This is a genomic window from Actinoplanes sp. NPDC026670, from assembly GCF_040638175.1.
In the GTDB taxonomy this organism is placed as follows: Bacteria; Actinomycetota; Actinomycetes; order Mycobacteriales; family Micromonosporaceae; genus Actinoplanes.
This window is the reverse complement of sequence record NZ_JBEZXU010000073.1, coordinates 46,459-60,865: the sequence shown is the minus strand read 5'-3', so window position 1 is coordinate 60,865 and position 14,407 is coordinate 46,459. Positions and strand designations below refer to the sequence as shown.

The 14,407-nt window shown below is 70.5% G+C and carries 14 protein-coding genes; 4 read left to right on the top strand and 10 right to left on the bottom strand.

The annotated features are described in order from the left end of the window. Positions 1 to 159 precede the first annotated feature (159 nt). Positions 160 to 1,476, bottom strand: coding sequence for an aromatic acid/H+ symport family MFS transporter (locus tag AB0E94_RS43825; protein ID WP_360339487.1), 1,317 nt, complete (start codon positions 1,474 to 1,476; stop codon positions 160 to 162). Positions 1,477 to 1,715: 239 nt separating this feature from the next. Between AB0E94_RS43825 and AB0E94_RS43820 the strand changes: the two genes are divergently transcribed. Then, positions 1,716 to 2,414, top strand: coding sequence for a GntR family transcriptional regulator (locus AB0E94_RS43820; RefSeq protein ID WP_360339485.1), 699 nt, complete (start codon positions 1,716 to 1,718; stop codon positions 2,412 to 2,414). On the opposite strand, the gene AB0E94_RS43815 is transcribed toward AB0E94_RS43820, so the two are convergent. From AB0E94_RS43815 to AB0E94_RS43800, 4 genes are read right to left on the bottom strand one after another with little or no spacing between them, the layout of a single operon-like run. Continuing rightward, positions 2,411 to 3,361, bottom strand: coding sequence for a VOC family protein (locus AB0E94_RS43815; RefSeq protein WP_360339482.1), 951 nt, complete (start codon positions 3,359 to 3,361; stop codon positions 2,411 to 2,413). The two genes, AB0E94_RS43820 and AB0E94_RS43815, sit on opposite strands and share 4 nt — an antisense overlap. Next, positions 3,354 to 4,406: a 4-oxalomesaconate tautomerase gene (locus AB0E94_RS43810; RefSeq protein WP_360339479.1), complete on the bottom strand. Its 1,053-nt coding sequence runs from the start codon at positions 4,404 to 4,406 to the stop codon at positions 3,354 to 3,356. The genes AB0E94_RS43815 and AB0E94_RS43810 overlap by 8 nt, the downstream gene beginning before the upstream one ends. Beyond that, positions 4,403 to 5,092, bottom strand: coding sequence for a 4-carboxy-4-hydroxy-2-oxoadipate aldolase/oxaloacetate decarboxylase (locus AB0E94_RS43805; RefSeq protein WP_360339476.1), 690 nt, complete (start codon positions 5,090 to 5,092; stop codon positions 4,403 to 4,405). The genes AB0E94_RS43810 and AB0E94_RS43805 overlap by 4 nt, the downstream gene beginning before the upstream one ends. Then, positions 5,089 to 5,814: a PIG-L deacetylase family protein gene (locus tag AB0E94_RS43800; protein WP_360339473.1), complete on the bottom strand. Its 726-nt coding sequence runs from the start codon at positions 5,812 to 5,814 to the stop codon at positions 5,089 to 5,091. The genes AB0E94_RS43805 and AB0E94_RS43800 overlap by 4 nt, the downstream gene beginning before the upstream one ends. Before the next feature lie 271 nt (positions 5,815 to 6,085). Here AB0E94_RS43800 and AB0E94_RS43795 point away from each other — a divergent pair, with 271 nt between their 5' ends. After that, positions 6,086 to 6,877, top strand: a complete 792-nt coding sequence (locus AB0E94_RS43795; RefSeq protein WP_360339470.1) for a DUF1932 domain-containing protein — start codon at positions 6,086 to 6,088, stop codon at positions 6,875 to 6,877. Between the two features lie 301 nt (positions 6,878 to 7,178). Here AB0E94_RS43795 and AB0E94_RS43790 read toward each other — a convergent pair whose 3' ends face one another. The 3 genes from AB0E94_RS43790 to AB0E94_RS43780 are packed head-to-tail and all read right to left on the bottom strand — an operon-like array spanning position 7,179 to position 9,603. Beyond that, on the bottom strand, positions 7,179 to 8,252 hold the full coding sequence (locus AB0E94_RS43790; RefSeq protein ID WP_360339467.1) for an amidoligase family protein: 1,074 nt from the start codon (positions 8,250 to 8,252) through the stop codon (positions 7,179 to 7,181). Further along, positions 8,249 to 9,088 carry a hypothetical protein gene (locus AB0E94_RS43785; protein WP_360339464.1) on the bottom strand — a complete coding sequence of 280 codons (840 nt, stop codon included), beginning with the start codon at positions 9,086 to 9,088 and terminating at the stop codon, positions 8,249 to 8,251. Before AB0E94_RS43785 ends, AB0E94_RS43790 begins: the two co-directional genes overlap by 4 nt. Beyond that, entirely contained in the window at positions 9,085 to 9,603 is a 519-nt protein-coding gene (locus tag AB0E94_RS43780; protein WP_360339461.1) for a SigE family RNA polymerase sigma factor, read from the bottom strand. The genes AB0E94_RS43785 and AB0E94_RS43780 overlap by 4 nt, the downstream gene beginning before the upstream one ends. A 172-nt stretch (positions 9,604 to 9,775) precedes the next feature. On the opposite strand from AB0E94_RS43780, the gene AB0E94_RS43775 reads away from it, so the two are divergent. Further along, entirely contained in the window at positions 9,776 to 11,284 is a 1,509-nt protein-coding gene (locus AB0E94_RS43775) for a vanadium-dependent haloperoxidase (RefSeq protein WP_360339458.1), read from the top strand. Positions 11,285 to 11,418: 134 nt separating this feature from the next. Continuing rightward, positions 11,419 to 12,105, top strand: a complete 687-nt coding sequence (locus tag AB0E94_RS43770) for a PilZ domain-containing protein (RefSeq protein ID WP_360339455.1) — start codon at positions 11,419 to 11,421, stop codon at positions 12,103 to 12,105. Between the two features lie 791 nt (positions 12,106 to 12,896). Here the strand turns inward: AB0E94_RS43770 and AB0E94_RS43765 are convergent. Together AB0E94_RS43765 and AB0E94_RS43760 are read right to left on the bottom strand one after the other, a co-directional pair. Further along, positions 12,897 to 13,262 carry a spore germination protein GerW family protein gene (locus AB0E94_RS43765; protein ID WP_360339452.1) on the bottom strand — a complete coding sequence of 122 codons (366 nt, stop codon included), beginning with the start codon at positions 13,260 to 13,262 and terminating at the stop codon, positions 12,897 to 12,899. A 5-nt stretch (positions 13,263 to 13,267) separates the two neighbouring features. Then, entirely contained in the window at positions 13,268 to 14,359 is a 1,092-nt protein-coding gene (locus AB0E94_RS43760) for a LacI family DNA-binding transcriptional regulator (protein WP_360339449.1), read from the bottom strand. Positions 14,360 to 14,407: the final 48 nt, after the last annotated feature.

The window sequence follows — 14,407 nt, the reverse complement described above, 5'->3', positions numbered from 1 at the left end:
GCGCGGGGCGCGGGGCGCGGGGCGCGGGGCGCGGGGCGCGGGGCGCGGGGCGCGGGGCGCGGGGCGCGGGGCGCGGGGCGAGGAGCGAGGAGCGAGGAGCGAGCGGCGAACGGACGGCGGGCCCGGACGGAACGCCGTCCGGGCCCGCTGTGGCTCAGGTCAGTGGGAGGCGGTGGCCAGGGAGCGAGGCCCGGCGGCCGGCTGGGAACGGCTGCGCAGGCCGGCCAGCAGCACGAACACCATGGCGAAGGCGGCCGCGCCGGCGAAGACCGTGAACCCCCAGCCCTGGTTGCCGGCGGCCATCAGCTGGCCACCCAGCCATGGACCGAGGACGGCGCCGAAACGGCCCATGCCGGCGGTGGAGCCGACCGCTGTGGCGCGGCTCGCGGTGTCGTAGCGGGTGGTCACCGCGGCGTACACCATGGTCTGGGCGCTGAAGAGCCAGACCCCGCTCAAGAAGACGATGGTGTACGTGACAGCGAGCGGCGTGCGAATGCCGAGCAGGTAGACCCCGACCGCGGTGAGCGCGAACCACACGGCGGCGACCGGGACGGCCCCGAAACGGTCGGCGACCCGGCCCGCGACGAGCATGCCGACGATGCCGCCCAGGTTGATCACGATGAGGAAGGAGAGCGCCGAACCCAGGTCGTACCCTTCGGCGCGCATCATCGTCGGCAGCCACGTGTTGACGCCGTAGACCAGGAGCAGCCCGCCGAACGAGGCGAACCAGAACAGCAGCGTGGGCTGCCAGCGCCCGCCGCGGAACAGGTCGAGGACGCTGCCGGACCGGTCCGCCGACGACGGCGCGGGCAGCGGAACCCCGTGTGCGGCGGCGACCCGCTCGGCCTCCTCGGTCCGCCCGCGGGACAGCAGGAAGCTCAGCGACTCGGGCAGGTAGCGGGCGACCAGCGGCACGGCGATGAACAGCGGCAGCACGCCGATCCAGAACGCGGACCGCCAGCCGTACGAGTCGAGCAGCCACAACCCCAGCGTCGCGGCGAGGATGCCACCGGCCTGGTGTGCCGTCATCAGCGACCCGATCAGCAGGTTGCGCCGCCGGGCCGGTGCGAACTCGGCGACCATGGTCAGCGCGATCGGCAGCAGCCCGCCGAGCCCGAGCCCGGCGACGAACCGGCCGAGCCCGAAGACCGTCAGCGAGGGCGCGGCCGCACAGATGCCCGACGCGAGCGAGAAGATCGCCGTACTCGCGATGATCATCTTTTTGCGGCCGATCCGGTCGGTCAGCGGGCCCGAGCCGAGCGCGCCGAGCAGCATGCCGAAGGTGGCGTAGCTGCCGAGGCCGCCGGCCGCCTCCTTGGTCAGGCCGAGCGCCGGGTCGTCGAGCATGCCGGGCAGGACGGCGCCGTAGATGAACAGGTCGACACCGTCGAAGAGGACTACCAGCCAGCAGATCGCGACGACGAGACCGGCGAGGCGGCCGCCGCGTATGCCGCCGGTGACGGACGTGGAGGACATCGTTGTTCCCTCTTTCACCAAAGGGTTTGTGTGCTGCGTCACCGGATCGTGCTCGTTGTTCGCAAGATTGTCAACAATCAGTTTCGAACAAGTTGGCAGCTCATAGCAATTGGATGATCAAGCATGACTGAATGTTGACAATCCTGTGATCAGGAACAGCTGAGCCTGAAGATCTTGGCGCCGTTGAGACGGTCCCGCGCGGTATCGTTTCCGCACCGAAAGAGGGACGACGGGATCACATGTCTGCGGAGAAGAACCTCACCGGCGTGCGGCGGGCACGTGACACGGGCGAGGGCAAGGACAAGGCGGCCGCGCGCGACGAGCTGCGCACGGCCATCCTGTCCGGGGAGTACATGCCCGGCGAACGCCTGGTCGAGGCGCAGCTGATCGAGCGGTTCGGGGTGAGCCGGTTCAACATCCGGCTGGCCCTCCAGGACCTCTCCGGCGAGGGCCTGGTGGAGATCCAGCGCAACCGCGGCGCCCAGGTCCGCAAGATCTCGCTCGCCGAAACCATCGAGATCACCCAGGTGCGGATGGTGCTGGAGGGCCTGGTCGCCGCGCAGGCCGCCGAGCGGGTCACCGACGCCCAGGCCAGCGAGCTCGACGAGATCGGCCTGCTGATGCGCCGGGCCGTCGAGTCAGGCGAGTTCCGCCGTTACAGCGACCTCAACCAGCGCCTGCACGGCCTGATCCGGACGATCGCCGGCCACGCCACCGCCGACCGGCTGATCGGCACACTGCGCGCCCAGCTGGCCCGGCACCAGTTCATGCTGTCCCTGCTGCCGGGCCGGCCGCAGACGTCGCTGCCGCAGCACGAGCGGATCATCACGGCGATCCGCGAGCGTGACCCGGCCGTCGCCGAGACGGCGATGCGCGAGCACATCGCCAGCGTCATCGAGGTGCTGCGCTCCCTGGAGGAGAACGGCGGACACCCCTAGGCGACGGGTGGGGTGCCATGGGTGTGGAACGACTCGATCGTCTTCAGGCCCCACGCCTGGCCCTTGGCCCGTTCGGCCTCGGTCCAGGTGACCACCTCGTGGTCCGGGGCGAGCAGCAGGCGGGCGCCAGCGTTGCAGAGTTCGATGCGATTGCCGCCGGGCTCCCACACGTACAAGAAGAATGTCTGTTGAATTGCATGTTTGTGGGGTCCGGTCTCGATGTGCACGCCGGCTTCCAGGAACACGTCGGCCGCCCGCAGGATGTCCTCGCGGGTGTCGGTCGCGAACGCCACATGGTGCAGGCGGCCCTCGGTGCCGGTCCAGTCCCGGGTGTAGACCAGGTCGTAGGACTTGTCGGTGAACGTGTACCAGACCGCGGCCTTGGTCCCGTCGTTCAGCACGATCTGCTCACTGGCCCGCCCGGTCAGCGCGCCGGCCAGGAACTCCTCGTTGCGTGGCACGTCCCGGGCCAGATAGTTGACGTGATCCAGCCGCCGCACGTTGGTGCCGCGGCCGGGGAAGCGCGACGCCTGGTTCTTCAGTGACGGGCGGGTGGCCTCGGACGCCATATAACGCCTGGTCTCGTAGTAGAGGCCGAACGGGTGCCCGTCCGGGTCGGTGAAGTGGAAGACCGGACCGTACCCCGGCTCGTCCTTGCTCCACCCCTCGCCGAGACCGGCCGCCTCGATGTCGCGGACCCGCCGCTCCAGGGCCTCCGGGCTGCGGGCCCGCAGCCAGGTCCGGCCGATGCCGGACGTGTCCCCACCGGTGACCTTCACGGTGAAATGCTCGTAGTCGTCCCAGGCGTGCAGGTAGGCGCTGTCGCCGCGGCGTTCGACGACCTCCATCGCCATCTGGTCGGTGAAGAACCGGACCGTGTCGTCGAGGACGGGCGTCCGGAGCTCCACCGCGGAGACGTGCGCGATGTCGCGGATCTTCTCAGCCATGGACGATGGCTCCTTCCGTGTTGCGACGGGGATGGACCCGCCCCTCCATCAGCAGGCGGGCGGTGCTGACGATCGCCGAACGGCCCGCGTCGAGGTCGATGACCACGTCGGTGAAACCGGACGGATGTTCCAGCCGGAACGTCCCGGCGGCCCCGGTGTGCGCGACGCTTCCCGGCATGGCCGCCGCGGTGCCGACGGTCACGGCGGCGAGGACGCCGATCGAGGCATGGACGCGATGTGGGATGAACATCCGCGTCGCGAGCGTGCCGCCGTTTGCCGGCGGCGAGGTCAGACACATTTTCGGTACGGTCGTCGCGCTCACATCTCCGAGTTGCATGAGCGTGCCCGCGAGAAGACGCAACTGCTCCACCCGGCGGCAGAGCCGGGTGTCCGCCTCCAACTCGGCCGGGGTCTCCCGCCCCGTGACACCGAGCGACTTCGCGGACATCAGCACGACCGGCATCCCGTTGTCGATCAGGGTGGCCGGCACCCCGTCCAGGTCGTCGAGGACCCGCCCGGTCGGCAGCAGTCCCGGCGCGACCGACCCGGCCGTGTCCCGGAACTCCACCTCGATCCGCGCCGCAGTCCCCGGCACCCCGCTGAGCGCGGTGTCCCCGGCGTAGGTGACCCGCCCGTCCGGGGTCGGGACGGAGACGACCGCCAGCGCTCCGGTGTTGACCATCCGGACCCGTACCGGGGTGACGTCGCCGGCCACCGGGACCAGCCCGCGCTCGATCGCGAACGGCCCCACCCCGGCCAGGATGTTCCCGCACGGCTGCTCGGCGCTGACCCGCGGCTGATCCACCTGCACCTGCAGGAACAGGTAGTCGACGTCGGCGGACGGGTCGCCGGACCGGCTGACCACGGCGACCTTGCTGGTCAGCGGATGCCCGCCACCGATCCCGTCGATCTGCCGCGGATCCGGCGATCCCATCACCGACAGCAGCAGCGCATCACGTTCCGCCTCGGCGGCCGGCAGATCCCCGCTGAGGAAGTACGCCCCCTTGGACGTGCCACCCCGCATGATCACGACCGGGATGCTCATGGCTCGTCCACGTAGACCACACCCAGCTCGGCCAGCAGCGGCCGCAGCTTGTACATGTCCAGGCCCAGCTCGCCGCCGGCCAGGCGGGCCCGCTTCGACGCCTCGTTGGCGATCCGGTCCCGGGCCGCCTCCAGCACGTCCGCGGCCCGCTCGTACGCGACCACCACGACACCGTCGTCGTCGGCCACGATCGCGTCACCCGGACGGATCACCTGGCCGCCCACCACGATCGGGACGTTCACCGAACCCGGGCTGGCCTTGACCGTCCCCTGGGTGCTGACCGCCCGCGACCACACCGGGAAACCCATCTCCCGCAGTTCGGCCACGTCCCGTACGCCCGCGTCCAGGACCACGCCGATCGCGCCGCGCGCCCGCAACGACGTGGCCAGCAGGTCACCCAGCATCCCGTCGGTCGACGGCGACGTGGTCGTCACCACCACCACGTCACCGGGCCGGACCTGCTCCACCGCCGCGTGGATCATCAGGTTGTCGCCCGGATGGCAGGACACCGTCACGGCGCTCCCGGCGATCCGCGCCCCGGCCTGGATCGGCCGCAGATCGGGGGAGACCGCACCGCGCCGCCCGTCCGCCTCGTGCACCGCCGACGCCCCCGCCTCGGCCAGGCCGGCGAGCACCTCGGCGGCCACCCGCTTCGAGGTGCGGACCACCACGTGCCGGGCGGTCACGACAGCTCCCGGGTGACCTGCGGGTAGAGCCGCATGTACGCCTCCGCGTAGGTGTCGTTGGGCAGCCCCAGGTTCGGCCCCGAGTTGCGGGCGGCCTGGAGGCCGCGCCGGCTGCCCAGCTCGGTGTAGTAGGTGTGCAGGTGCTTCTGCGCGGCCAGGATCTGCATCGCCTCCCGCTTCACCTCCCACACCCCGGTGATGTCGAGCAGCACGTTCGGGATGAAACCGCACTGCTCCGGCTGGTGCGGCTCGAAGCTGAAGACGGGCGGCGCGCCGATCACCTCACCCGGCCCCTCGACCCCGGGCGCCTGCGCCAGGATGCGGGCCTTCAGCGCGATGGCGTGCGCGAACGCGTGATCACCGTTGTACGGGTCGGCCGCCGCGTGGGTCAGCACCACCCCCGGCTGAACCTCCCGGTACAGGTCGATCAGGCCCTGGAGCAGCGCCGGCGTCTCGACCAGCGGGTAATCGTCTGCGTCGAAGAACCGGATCTCCGCGCCGAGCACCTTGGCCGCCTGCTCGGCCTCGGCCCGCCGGTGGTCCTTGACCTGCTGCAACGTGTAGCCCTTGCGCCAGAGCGAGGCCGACTCGCCGCGCTCGCCGAAGCTCATGCAGCCGATCACCACGCGCCGGCCGCGGGATGCCGCCAGGGCGATGGCGCCGCCGGCGCGCCAGACGAAGTCACCGGGGTGAGCGGTGAGCACCAGGGTCGAATCGGTCATCGCGTTTCCCATCCGATTACCAACAACATTGTCAACAATCCGCGCGTCGAACGGTCCTCAAGGGCGCGGTCACCCGATCGAGCCTAGGCCAACCAGGTCGTCGAAACAATTGTTGACAATCTTGTCGCCTGGTTGGAACACTCGCCGTGCCTGCGGTGGGGCGCCTACCGTCGTCTCCAGCGCCCTGCCGCGCCACCACGCCCACGCCCGCCACGCCCACGCCCACCACGTCCGCGCCCGCCACGTCCTTGGAAACGTCAGGAGACCCGCCATGACCGTCCCCGCCATCCGGCCCGTCATCGCCGTTCTCGGGCTCGGCGAGGCCGGCGGTCTGATCGCCGCCGATCTGGTCGAAGCGGGTGCCACCGTGCAGGGTTACGACCCGAAGGTTCCGGCGCCGGCCGGGGTGCGGGCCGCGGACAGCGACGCGGCCGCCGTCGCCGGGGCGTCGCTCGTGCTCAGCGTCAACAGCGCCGCCGACGCGGCGGACGCGCTGCGTGACTCACTGCCGGCGCTCGCCACCGGCACGATCTGGGCCGACCTCAACACCGCGACCCCGGGCCTCAAGGAACGTCTCGCAGCGCTCGGTGGCCAGACGGTACGGGTGGTCGACGTCGCCCTGATGTCCCCGGTGCCGGGGCGCGGGCTGCGTACGCCGATGACCGCCAGTGGACCGGCCGCCACCGAACTGGCCACGATCCTCGGCGGGCTCGGCGCCACCGTGGAGGTCCTGGACGGCCCGGTCGGCGCGGCCGCCACCCGCAAACTGCTGCGCAGCGTCTTCTACAAGGGCATGGCCGCCGCGGTGACCGAGGCCCTGGAAGCGGCCCGCGCCGCCGGCCTGGAGGAGTGGCTGCGCGGCAACATCCGGGACGAGCTGATCCGCGGCAACGCCGGCACCCTGGACCGCCTGGTCGACGGGTCCCGCAAACACGCCGTCCGCCGCCGCGAGGAGATGGCCGCCGCCACCGAGTTGCTCACCGACCTGGGCGTCCACCCCCGTATCGCCCCCGCCACCCGGGACGTCCTGGAAGCCCTGATCGACGCCCCGAAGACCCCCTGACCCCCGGCCGGGCGGGCCCGCCTGCCCCGCCCGGCCACCCCGAAAACCGCCAGCCGTCACCGACGGCGGCTGTCGCCCGCCGAAAAGGCGGCCGAGCCCGCCAGCCGTCGCTGGCGGTGGTTTTCGGGTGCGGATTACCGCGGTGGGCGACGGCCGAGCCCGCCAGCCGTCGCTGACGGCGGTTTTGGGGTGCGGATTACCGTGGTGGGCGACGGCTGGCGGTCTTTGTGGGCAGCAAGCCCGGCGGTCGCGGCCGGGCCGTGAGGGGCCGCCTGGCTCGCGGTGTAGGGGACAGTGCCTCCTACTGGCCGTACTCCTCGAGGTTTTGAAGGCTCTCAGCGGCCAGTTCCAGCAACGTCTCCACCGCGGATCCGGGGTTCGGCGGCGGCGGGATCGGGACCGGGTCGGTGCAGCGGGCCAGCAGCAGGTCGACCAGCGCGGCCCGGTTGATGATCTCGCCGGCGTCGATGGCGCCCGGGAGGATACGGATCTCGACCGTGTCCCGGATCGGGGTGTCGGTGAGGACCTGGGTGAGGTTCACGTCGAAGAACTTCGTGAGGCCGCCCTCGGCGGCGGCGGAGCGCAACTCGTCGATGGTCGCCTTGCCCTCGGCCGCGGCGACCAGCTGGGCCGGGAGCGGGGCCAGCCGGCGGCAGGCCGGATTGGTGGCCAGCACCTCCCGCAGCGCGTCGCGGTAGTGGGCGAACAGAAGCACCACGTTGGCCAGCGCGTCCGGGGAACGGAACGGGGCGCCGTCGACGTGCAGGTGCACCGCCGCCTCGTGCGGGACGGTGAAACCCAGCTCACGGGCCGGGACCAGCAGCTCGGCCAGGGCGGCGTGGTGATCCTCGGCGATCGGCGGCGTGACGATCTCGCAGGGGCGTTCGCGTTCGCCGCCGGCCGGGGAGGCCAGGGCCACCGTCGCGCCGGACGGATCGTCGAGCCGGAGGATCCGGCCGTGCCGCTGAACCGTGGTGCCCCAGAGACGGGCCGCCGGCTCCAGCACCTCCGGCAGGTGGGCGCCCGGATCGCAGTGCAGCGCGAGCAGGCGCAACAGCCGGGTGTCGTCGGTGAGGACCCGGTGCCAGCCGGGGATGGCCGGCGATTTCGGGTCGAGACCGTGCAGCAGGGTGACGTCGTCGACCAGCGTGCAGAGCAGCTCGCCGTCCGGCCGCCGCACCTCGAAACCCTGCGTGAGGTGCAGGAACCGTCCCAGGCCGGGAACCAGGGACGGCTCGCTGTCGTGGTGCCACACCGGCCGGACGCTGCCCCCACAGCGTCCGGCCAGGTCCATGGCGAGGGTGCGCCGGCTGACCCCCGGAGGGGCCATCAGCTCGATCTCGAAGCCGATCCGCCGGCGCAGACCCGGGGTCACGGCTGGATCGGGAGCGTCTCGCCGGCCTTGATCCGGCGCCCGGCCTCGACCTTCGCCGAGTACGTGTCGTCCAGCTTCCAGAGTTTCGCCAGCTTCTCGGCGTCCTCACCGTCGTAGCCGGCGTCCCAGAAGATGTTCGCCAGCCGGGCTTCCTTGCCGGCCTCGACCTGCTCCGGGTCGGGCTTGACCCCACCCGGCAGCGTCTCGCCGGCGAGCAGGCGCCTGCCGGCCTCGGCCTTGGCATCACCCGGGTCGGTGAGGTTCCACAGCTCGGCCAGCACGACCGCGTCGTCCCAGTCGTAGCCCTGCAGGAAGTACTCCTCCACCTGCTTGGACAGCTCCGGGTTCTCCGGTTCCTCGGACACCGGGCCGTCCTCGTTGGGCTTGGCCGTGACCGGCAGGGTCTCCCCGGCCAGCAGCTTCTGCCCGGCGACCGCCTTGACCTGGCCGATCTGGTCGGACGCCATGTTCCACAGCTTGGCCAGCTCGACCGCGTTGTCGTAACCGAACCCGGCTTCGAAGTAGGCGGCGATACCGGCCTTGACCTCGTCCTCGGTGAGGGCCGTGGCCGGGTCGACCGAGGCGATCGGGGCGGCCACCTCGAAGGCGGGCGCGGTGTTCGCGGCCGGGGCGGCGGGCAGGATCGCCGGCAGCTGCGTGATGCCCGCGATCAGGCCGGCGCTCAGCGCCACCCCGCCCGCGGCCTGCACACCGAACCGGCGCCACTTGTATTTCTTCGCCAGCTCCTCGACGCGGGCGTAGACCGCTGCGGGGTCCGGCGTCTCAGTTTCGTGCTTGGTGAAGGCTTCGCGCAGCCGGTCTCCGTGCTCGTTCACGACCTCTCCTCGGCGTGGACTCGTAGCTCCGACTGCTGATCGAGCCGGAGGATCTGCAGTGCCCTCGACGCGTGGCTGCGCACCGTGGCCGGCGCACAACCCAGCAGGTCGGCGATCGCGTCGTCGTCCAGCTGCTCGTAGTAACGCAACACCAGCACCGCCCGCTGCTTGCGCCCGAGGGCGGACAACCGGTGCCAGAGCGCGTCGGCCTCGACCACACCGTCCGCGTGGTCGCGGACCCCGCCGCGAGCGTCGTCGAGTTCGATCAACCGTTCCCCGGCCGCGTGGATGTGACGCACCGCCCAGCTGCGCCGCCACGACAGGTACTCGTTGAGCACCATGCGCCGCACGTACGCCTCGGGTGAGTCGGCGTCACTGATGCGTTTCCAGCGGACCTGGGCACGCGCCAGCACCTCCTGCACAACGTCCTGCGCCAGGTCGCGGTCGCCGGTGAGGACGACCGCGTATCGGAGCAGGCTGGGCAGCCGGGCCAACGCGAATTGCTCGAAGGTCACACCTCATCGACGCATCCCGGGCCCGAGTTGTGCAGTCCGTTGCCGGAAATTCTTCGCCGGATTCTTGTTGATCTTAAACATCTACATGTCTGATTGTGACCGGACGGTTACCCATCCGTCTCATGTGGATCGGAGGATGCCCTCGCACCTTCCTACGTCAACGGGGGTTTTCATGCGGAAAGTGCTCAGAAGAGCGCTCTGTGCAGCGCTCGCCATCGCGCTGGTACCGGTCACGGCCACGCCGGCCCAGGCGGCACCGATCGGCGACCACGTCATCTTCTGGAACAACGTGCTGCTCAAGACCTACCGGACGGTCGGCGGCGCGCCCGGGCCGCTGGCGCGATCCGGGGCGATGATGCACAACGCCATGTTCAACGCGGTCAACACCATCAACTGCTACCAATCGGGTACGTACGACGACTTCAACTGCCTGGCCATCGACTACACCGGCTCGAACACCATCACGAACTGGGCGAATCCGGATGTCGAGACGGCCATCGACTACGCCGCGTACACGGTGCTGACCAGCCTCTACCCGAGCGTCGGTTTCTCCGGTGACCTGGCCGCGGCGCAGGGCGGCATCGCCGTGGACGCCGCCCAGCAGCAGGGGCAGAGCGTCGGTGTCAAGGCCGGGCAGAACATGGTCGCCAACCGTGCGCCGAACTCCGACCGCTCGGGTCTGAACACCACGTACACCCTGGTCAACGAACCCGGCTACTGGCGGCCGACCGGATCCGGCAACGCTGTCACGCCCGGCTGGGGACAGGTTGTGCCGTTCTCCCGGTTCAGTGAGTCGTACAAGCTGAACAACTTCCGCCCGGCGCTGCCCGGTGGCTACTCGACCATGCCGTCGCTGCTCGCCAGCTCGGCCTATGCCACCCAGGTCAACGAGGTGAAGAGCCTCGGCCGGGCGACCGGTTCGACACGTACCGCCGAGCAGACACAGATCGCCTGGTACTGGGCCAACGATCTGGACGGCACCTACAAGCCGCCGGGACAGCACTACGCGCACACCCAGGCCGTGTCGGCCGGCCGGGGCCTCGGCCAGATGGCCAACCTGCGGCTGTTCGCACTGGTCAGTGCCGCGATGGCGGACGCCGCGGTGGTCGCCTGGGACGCCAAGTACCTGACCGCGATCGACCTGTGGCGGCCCGAATCGGCGGTCCAGCTGGCCGGCACCGACAACAACGCGGCCACCACCGCCGACACCGCCTGGAAGCCGCTGTCCGCCGACCGGAACGGGGTCAACTTCAGCCCCGCCTTCCCGGCCTGGATCTCCGGGCACGCCACCTTCGGCGGCGCCTGGGCGAAGACCATGGAACGCTACTTCGGCACCGACAACGTCACCTTCACCGGCGGCACCGACGACCCGCACGCGGTCGGGGTGACGCGTACCTTCACCAGCTTCAGCGCCGCCGCGCAGGAGGACGCCCGCAGCCGCATCTACCTGGGCGTGCACTACAGCTGGGACGGGACACAGGGCAACACCGCGGGCGCCAAGGTCGGCAACTACGTCTCCGACAAGCTGTTCCAGAAGGTGATCGGCGGTGGCACGTACACCACCGCGCAGACCTGCGAGGAGACCGGCGACGACGCGGTCTACGGCAACCAGATCTACAGCGGCTACTACTGCCGGGCGGAAGGCGCCGCCTGGCGGCTCGTCTTCTACCCCTGGCCCTGACCGGCCGGTCCGGGGCGGCCGCCACAGTGTGACGGCCGTCCCGGCGAGCCGGGATGTTCACGTACGGGCTGCGGCTGCCGATCAGAGAGGCCGACCCCGACCAGCGGTGAACGGGCATCCCGGAGAGGTGAATGATGAGCAACGGTGCAGCTGGAGTGATGTCGGTTCCAGGCGCTGGAGGATTGGCCGGCGTCGAGCTCCCAGCCATCGGCGACCCGATCTTCCTGGTCCTCGGCGACGGCGTGAACCTCCGCTCGAAGCTGGAGGCCATCGACGGCGACACGTTCAGCGTCGCCGCGCCCCTCGAGACCACCGGCCTCGCGATGTTCGAACCCGGCCAGGAGTTCGAGATCTTCTGGGCCCCGCCGCGTACCCGCGTGGTCCTGCCCTGCCGCCTCGTGGTGGTCTCCGGCAGCGCCCCGCTGCGCTGGATCCTCACGCCGTCCGGCGCACCCCGCCACGACAACCGCCGCGAATTCGTCCGCGGCGGCGCCGGAGCGGTCGTCCGCCTCGCAGCCGAGGTCAGCGGCCAGCCCGCCGAAGGTGTCCTGCTGGACATCAGTGAGGGCGGCCTGCGCTGCTGGATCGACGAGGCCACGTCCCTCACCCAGGGCGACCGCGTCGAGGCGACGGTCTGGCTGGGCACCGCCGAGGCCAAGCTGAGCGGCCTCGTCCACAACGTCCGTGAGGCCCCGCACGGCGACCCCGGACAGCACCTGATCCTCACCTTCGACACGAAGGAGGAGCTGGCCCGGACCATCCGCCAGTACATCCTGGCCTGGGAGATCGGCGAGCGCCGCCGCAACAAGCGAACCAGCTGACGTCCCGCCACAAGCCGAGTCCGGGCCTGACCAGGCCCGGACACTCCGGCGTTTCCGGGGTGGGTTTCCGTGCTCGACCCATCGACTGACGTCTTATATTAATCCTGCGGCTGGCTGCGGATTCCATGGGAGTCGGCTGAGGGAAGTTCGGTTTTCGCGCATCCTGGATTCTTCCGTATCCGGATTCCCCTCGCCCTTCTGCTGCATCGATTGCGGAAGCCTTCAGCGAATGTCATGCCTGCTGGTGGGCCTTGTCTTCCCGCGGCGAAGCTTTTCTGGTTGGCGGCTACGGCGGGCGTTTTTGCGGCGGAACAATCAGTGCTTGATTTTCTCGCGTTTCGATTCTCGGGTGTCAGTACTCGATCATGCCAATCTGATTTCTTGGGGCTGGCGTCTCCGCCCTTTTCGATCTTGGATGGGTCTTGCTGCGGATCGCCGGGCGATTGCGGTGGCGGTGGGTCGGGCTGCCCGGCCGCGCTCGGCACGTCGTGATGATCTTCACTGGGCGGGTGTAACGACGACAGGAGCACACAGTCACTGACCGTGTGCTCCTGTCGTCGTTGCAGCGATGGCCAGCGCACGCGGTCAAGGTTCCGTGTGCGCTGGCCATCGTGATGGCGAGGCCCGGATCGCACGATCGGCGAACGTGTGCGCTTGTCGTCGCGATACCGGAATGCGATCCAGGTCCGCGTGGGGAAGGAAGAGCCCGGATAGGAAGGAAGAGCCCGGATGGAAAGGAAGCGTCCGGATGGGAAGTAAGGGTCGGGTGGCGGGGGCGGTGACCGAGCCGGTCAGCGGCGGCGGCGCAGGACGGCGCCCGCGACCAGCACGGCGGCCAGGGCCAGGAGCTGGCCGCCGGCGATGATCCGGTTGACGTTCAGGGCCGGCCGCCAGTGGGCGTCGCCGTCGCGGATGACGTAGACGCCGGCCGGGTGGGCGGTGAAACCGAACCCGCCGCCGGAACCCTCGCCCTCGGGCTTGTCAGCGTCGGCCGGGGTTCCGCTGCCGGCGCCTCCTCCGCCGCCTCCGCGGATGACGGCGACCGGGACCACGGTGACGCCGTCGCGTTCGATGGGTTCACCGAAGACGCGGCCCGCGGTGGAGGCGCCCGTGCGGACGCGGTCGATGATCTCGGTGGCGCTGAGTTTCGACGGCATGGGAGTCACCCTTCGTGTCGGAGGTCTCTCCCCAGGGTCTCACCGGCCGGCGCGGTGCTCTCGCGGATGACCAGGCGGGTGGCCACCAGGTCGGTGCCGGCGTCGGCCGGCTCGTTGTGGATCTGGCGCAGCAGGGCGTGCACGCAGCGCCGCCCCACCTCGGCGAAGTCCTGGTGGACGGTGGTCAGCGGCGGCAGGTAGGACCCGGCGTCGGCGATGTCGTCGAAACCGACCACGCTGACGTCGGCCGGCACCCGTCGGCCGCGTTCGTGGAGGGCGCGCAGCACCCCCAGCGCCATCTGGTCGTTGGCGGCGAAGATGGCCGTGCACGACGGGTCGGCGGCGAGGCGCAGGCCGGCGTGGTAGCCGGAGTCGGCGGACCAGTCGCCGCGTTCGAGCGCGGGCACCGGCCGGCCGGCCTCTTCGAGGACGCGGCGCCAGGCGCCGGCGCGGCGTTCGGCGGCATAGGATTCGGCCGGTCCGGCCACGTGCCAGACGGTACGGTGCCCGAGCGCGAGCAGATGCCGCACCGCCTGCTCGGTCCCGTCGGCCTGATCGGTGTCGACGACCGGGTATCGGTCTCCGGCGTCCGAGTCGACGACGACCACGTGCACGTCGGGCGGGATGGCGACGGCCGACGCGTCGAGCAGGTGCACCTCGATGATCAGGATGACCCCGTCGACGGTGAGCTCACCCATTCTTGTGAACGCTCCCATGACGTTGTCCTGGGTGGCGGCGCCGACCGGGATGAGGGTGATCGCATACCCCTCGGCGGCGGCGTGGGTGGCGATCGCCTCGACCGTGCGGCTGTTGCCGGTGGAGGACAGCCCGAACAGGATGACGCCGATCGTGTTGAACCGTCCGTACCGCAGCGAGCGGGCCGCGCTGTTGGGCCGGTAGCCGAGCTCGCCCATGGCCGCGAGCACCTGCTCGCGGGTGGTTTCGACAACGCCGGCGGCGCCGTTGGCGACGCGCGAGACGGTCTGTGAGGAGACGCCGGCGAGGCGGGCCACATCGGCCATGGAGACGCGCTGCTTGCGTCGTCCGCCGGGGACGTCCGAGGCGGCACGGAGCCGGGGCGGTTCGATGGCGATCACTCCCTTGGTCTTGACCTTGACCTCAATTTGTGGTCCATGCCACTATAC

What these genes read in the sequence shown, in the direction of transcription:
- AB0E94_RS43825 (WP_360339487.1), bottom strand. Translation starts at nt 1,476, where the DNA reads ATGTCCTCCACGTCCGTCACCGGCGGCATACGCGGCGGCCGCCTCGCC.
- AB0E94_RS43820 (WP_360339485.1), top strand. Translation starts at nt 1,716, where the DNA reads ATGTCTGCGGAGAAGAACCTCACCGGCGTGCGGCGGGCACGTGACACG.
- AB0E94_RS43815 (WP_360339482.1), bottom strand. Translation starts at nt 3,361, where the DNA reads ATGGCTGAGAAGATCCGCGACATCGCGCACGTCTCCGCGGTGGAGCTC.
- AB0E94_RS43810 (WP_360339479.1), bottom strand. Translation starts at nt 4,406, where the DNA reads ATGAGCATCCCGGTCGTGATCATGCGGGGTGGCACGTCCAAGGGGGCG.
- AB0E94_RS43800 (WP_360339473.1), bottom strand. Translation starts at nt 5,814, where the DNA reads ATGACCGATTCGACCCTGGTGCTCACCGCTCACCCCGGTGACTTCGTC.
- AB0E94_RS43795 (WP_360339470.1), top strand. Translation starts at nt 6,086, where the DNA reads ATGACCGTCCCCGCCATCCGGCCCGTCATCGCCGTTCTCGGGCTCGGC.
- AB0E94_RS43775 (WP_360339458.1), top strand. Translation starts at nt 9,776, where the DNA reads ATGCGGAAAGTGCTCAGAAGAGCGCTCTGTGCAGCGCTCGCCATCGCG.
- AB0E94_RS43770 (WP_360339455.1), top strand. Translation starts at nt 11,419, where the DNA reads ATGAGCAACGGTGCAGCTGGAGTGATGTCGGTTCCAGGCGCTGGAGGA.
- AB0E94_RS43765 (WP_360339452.1), bottom strand. Translation starts at nt 13,262, where the DNA reads ATGCCGTCGAAACTCAGCGCCACCGAGATCATCGACCGCGTCCGCACG.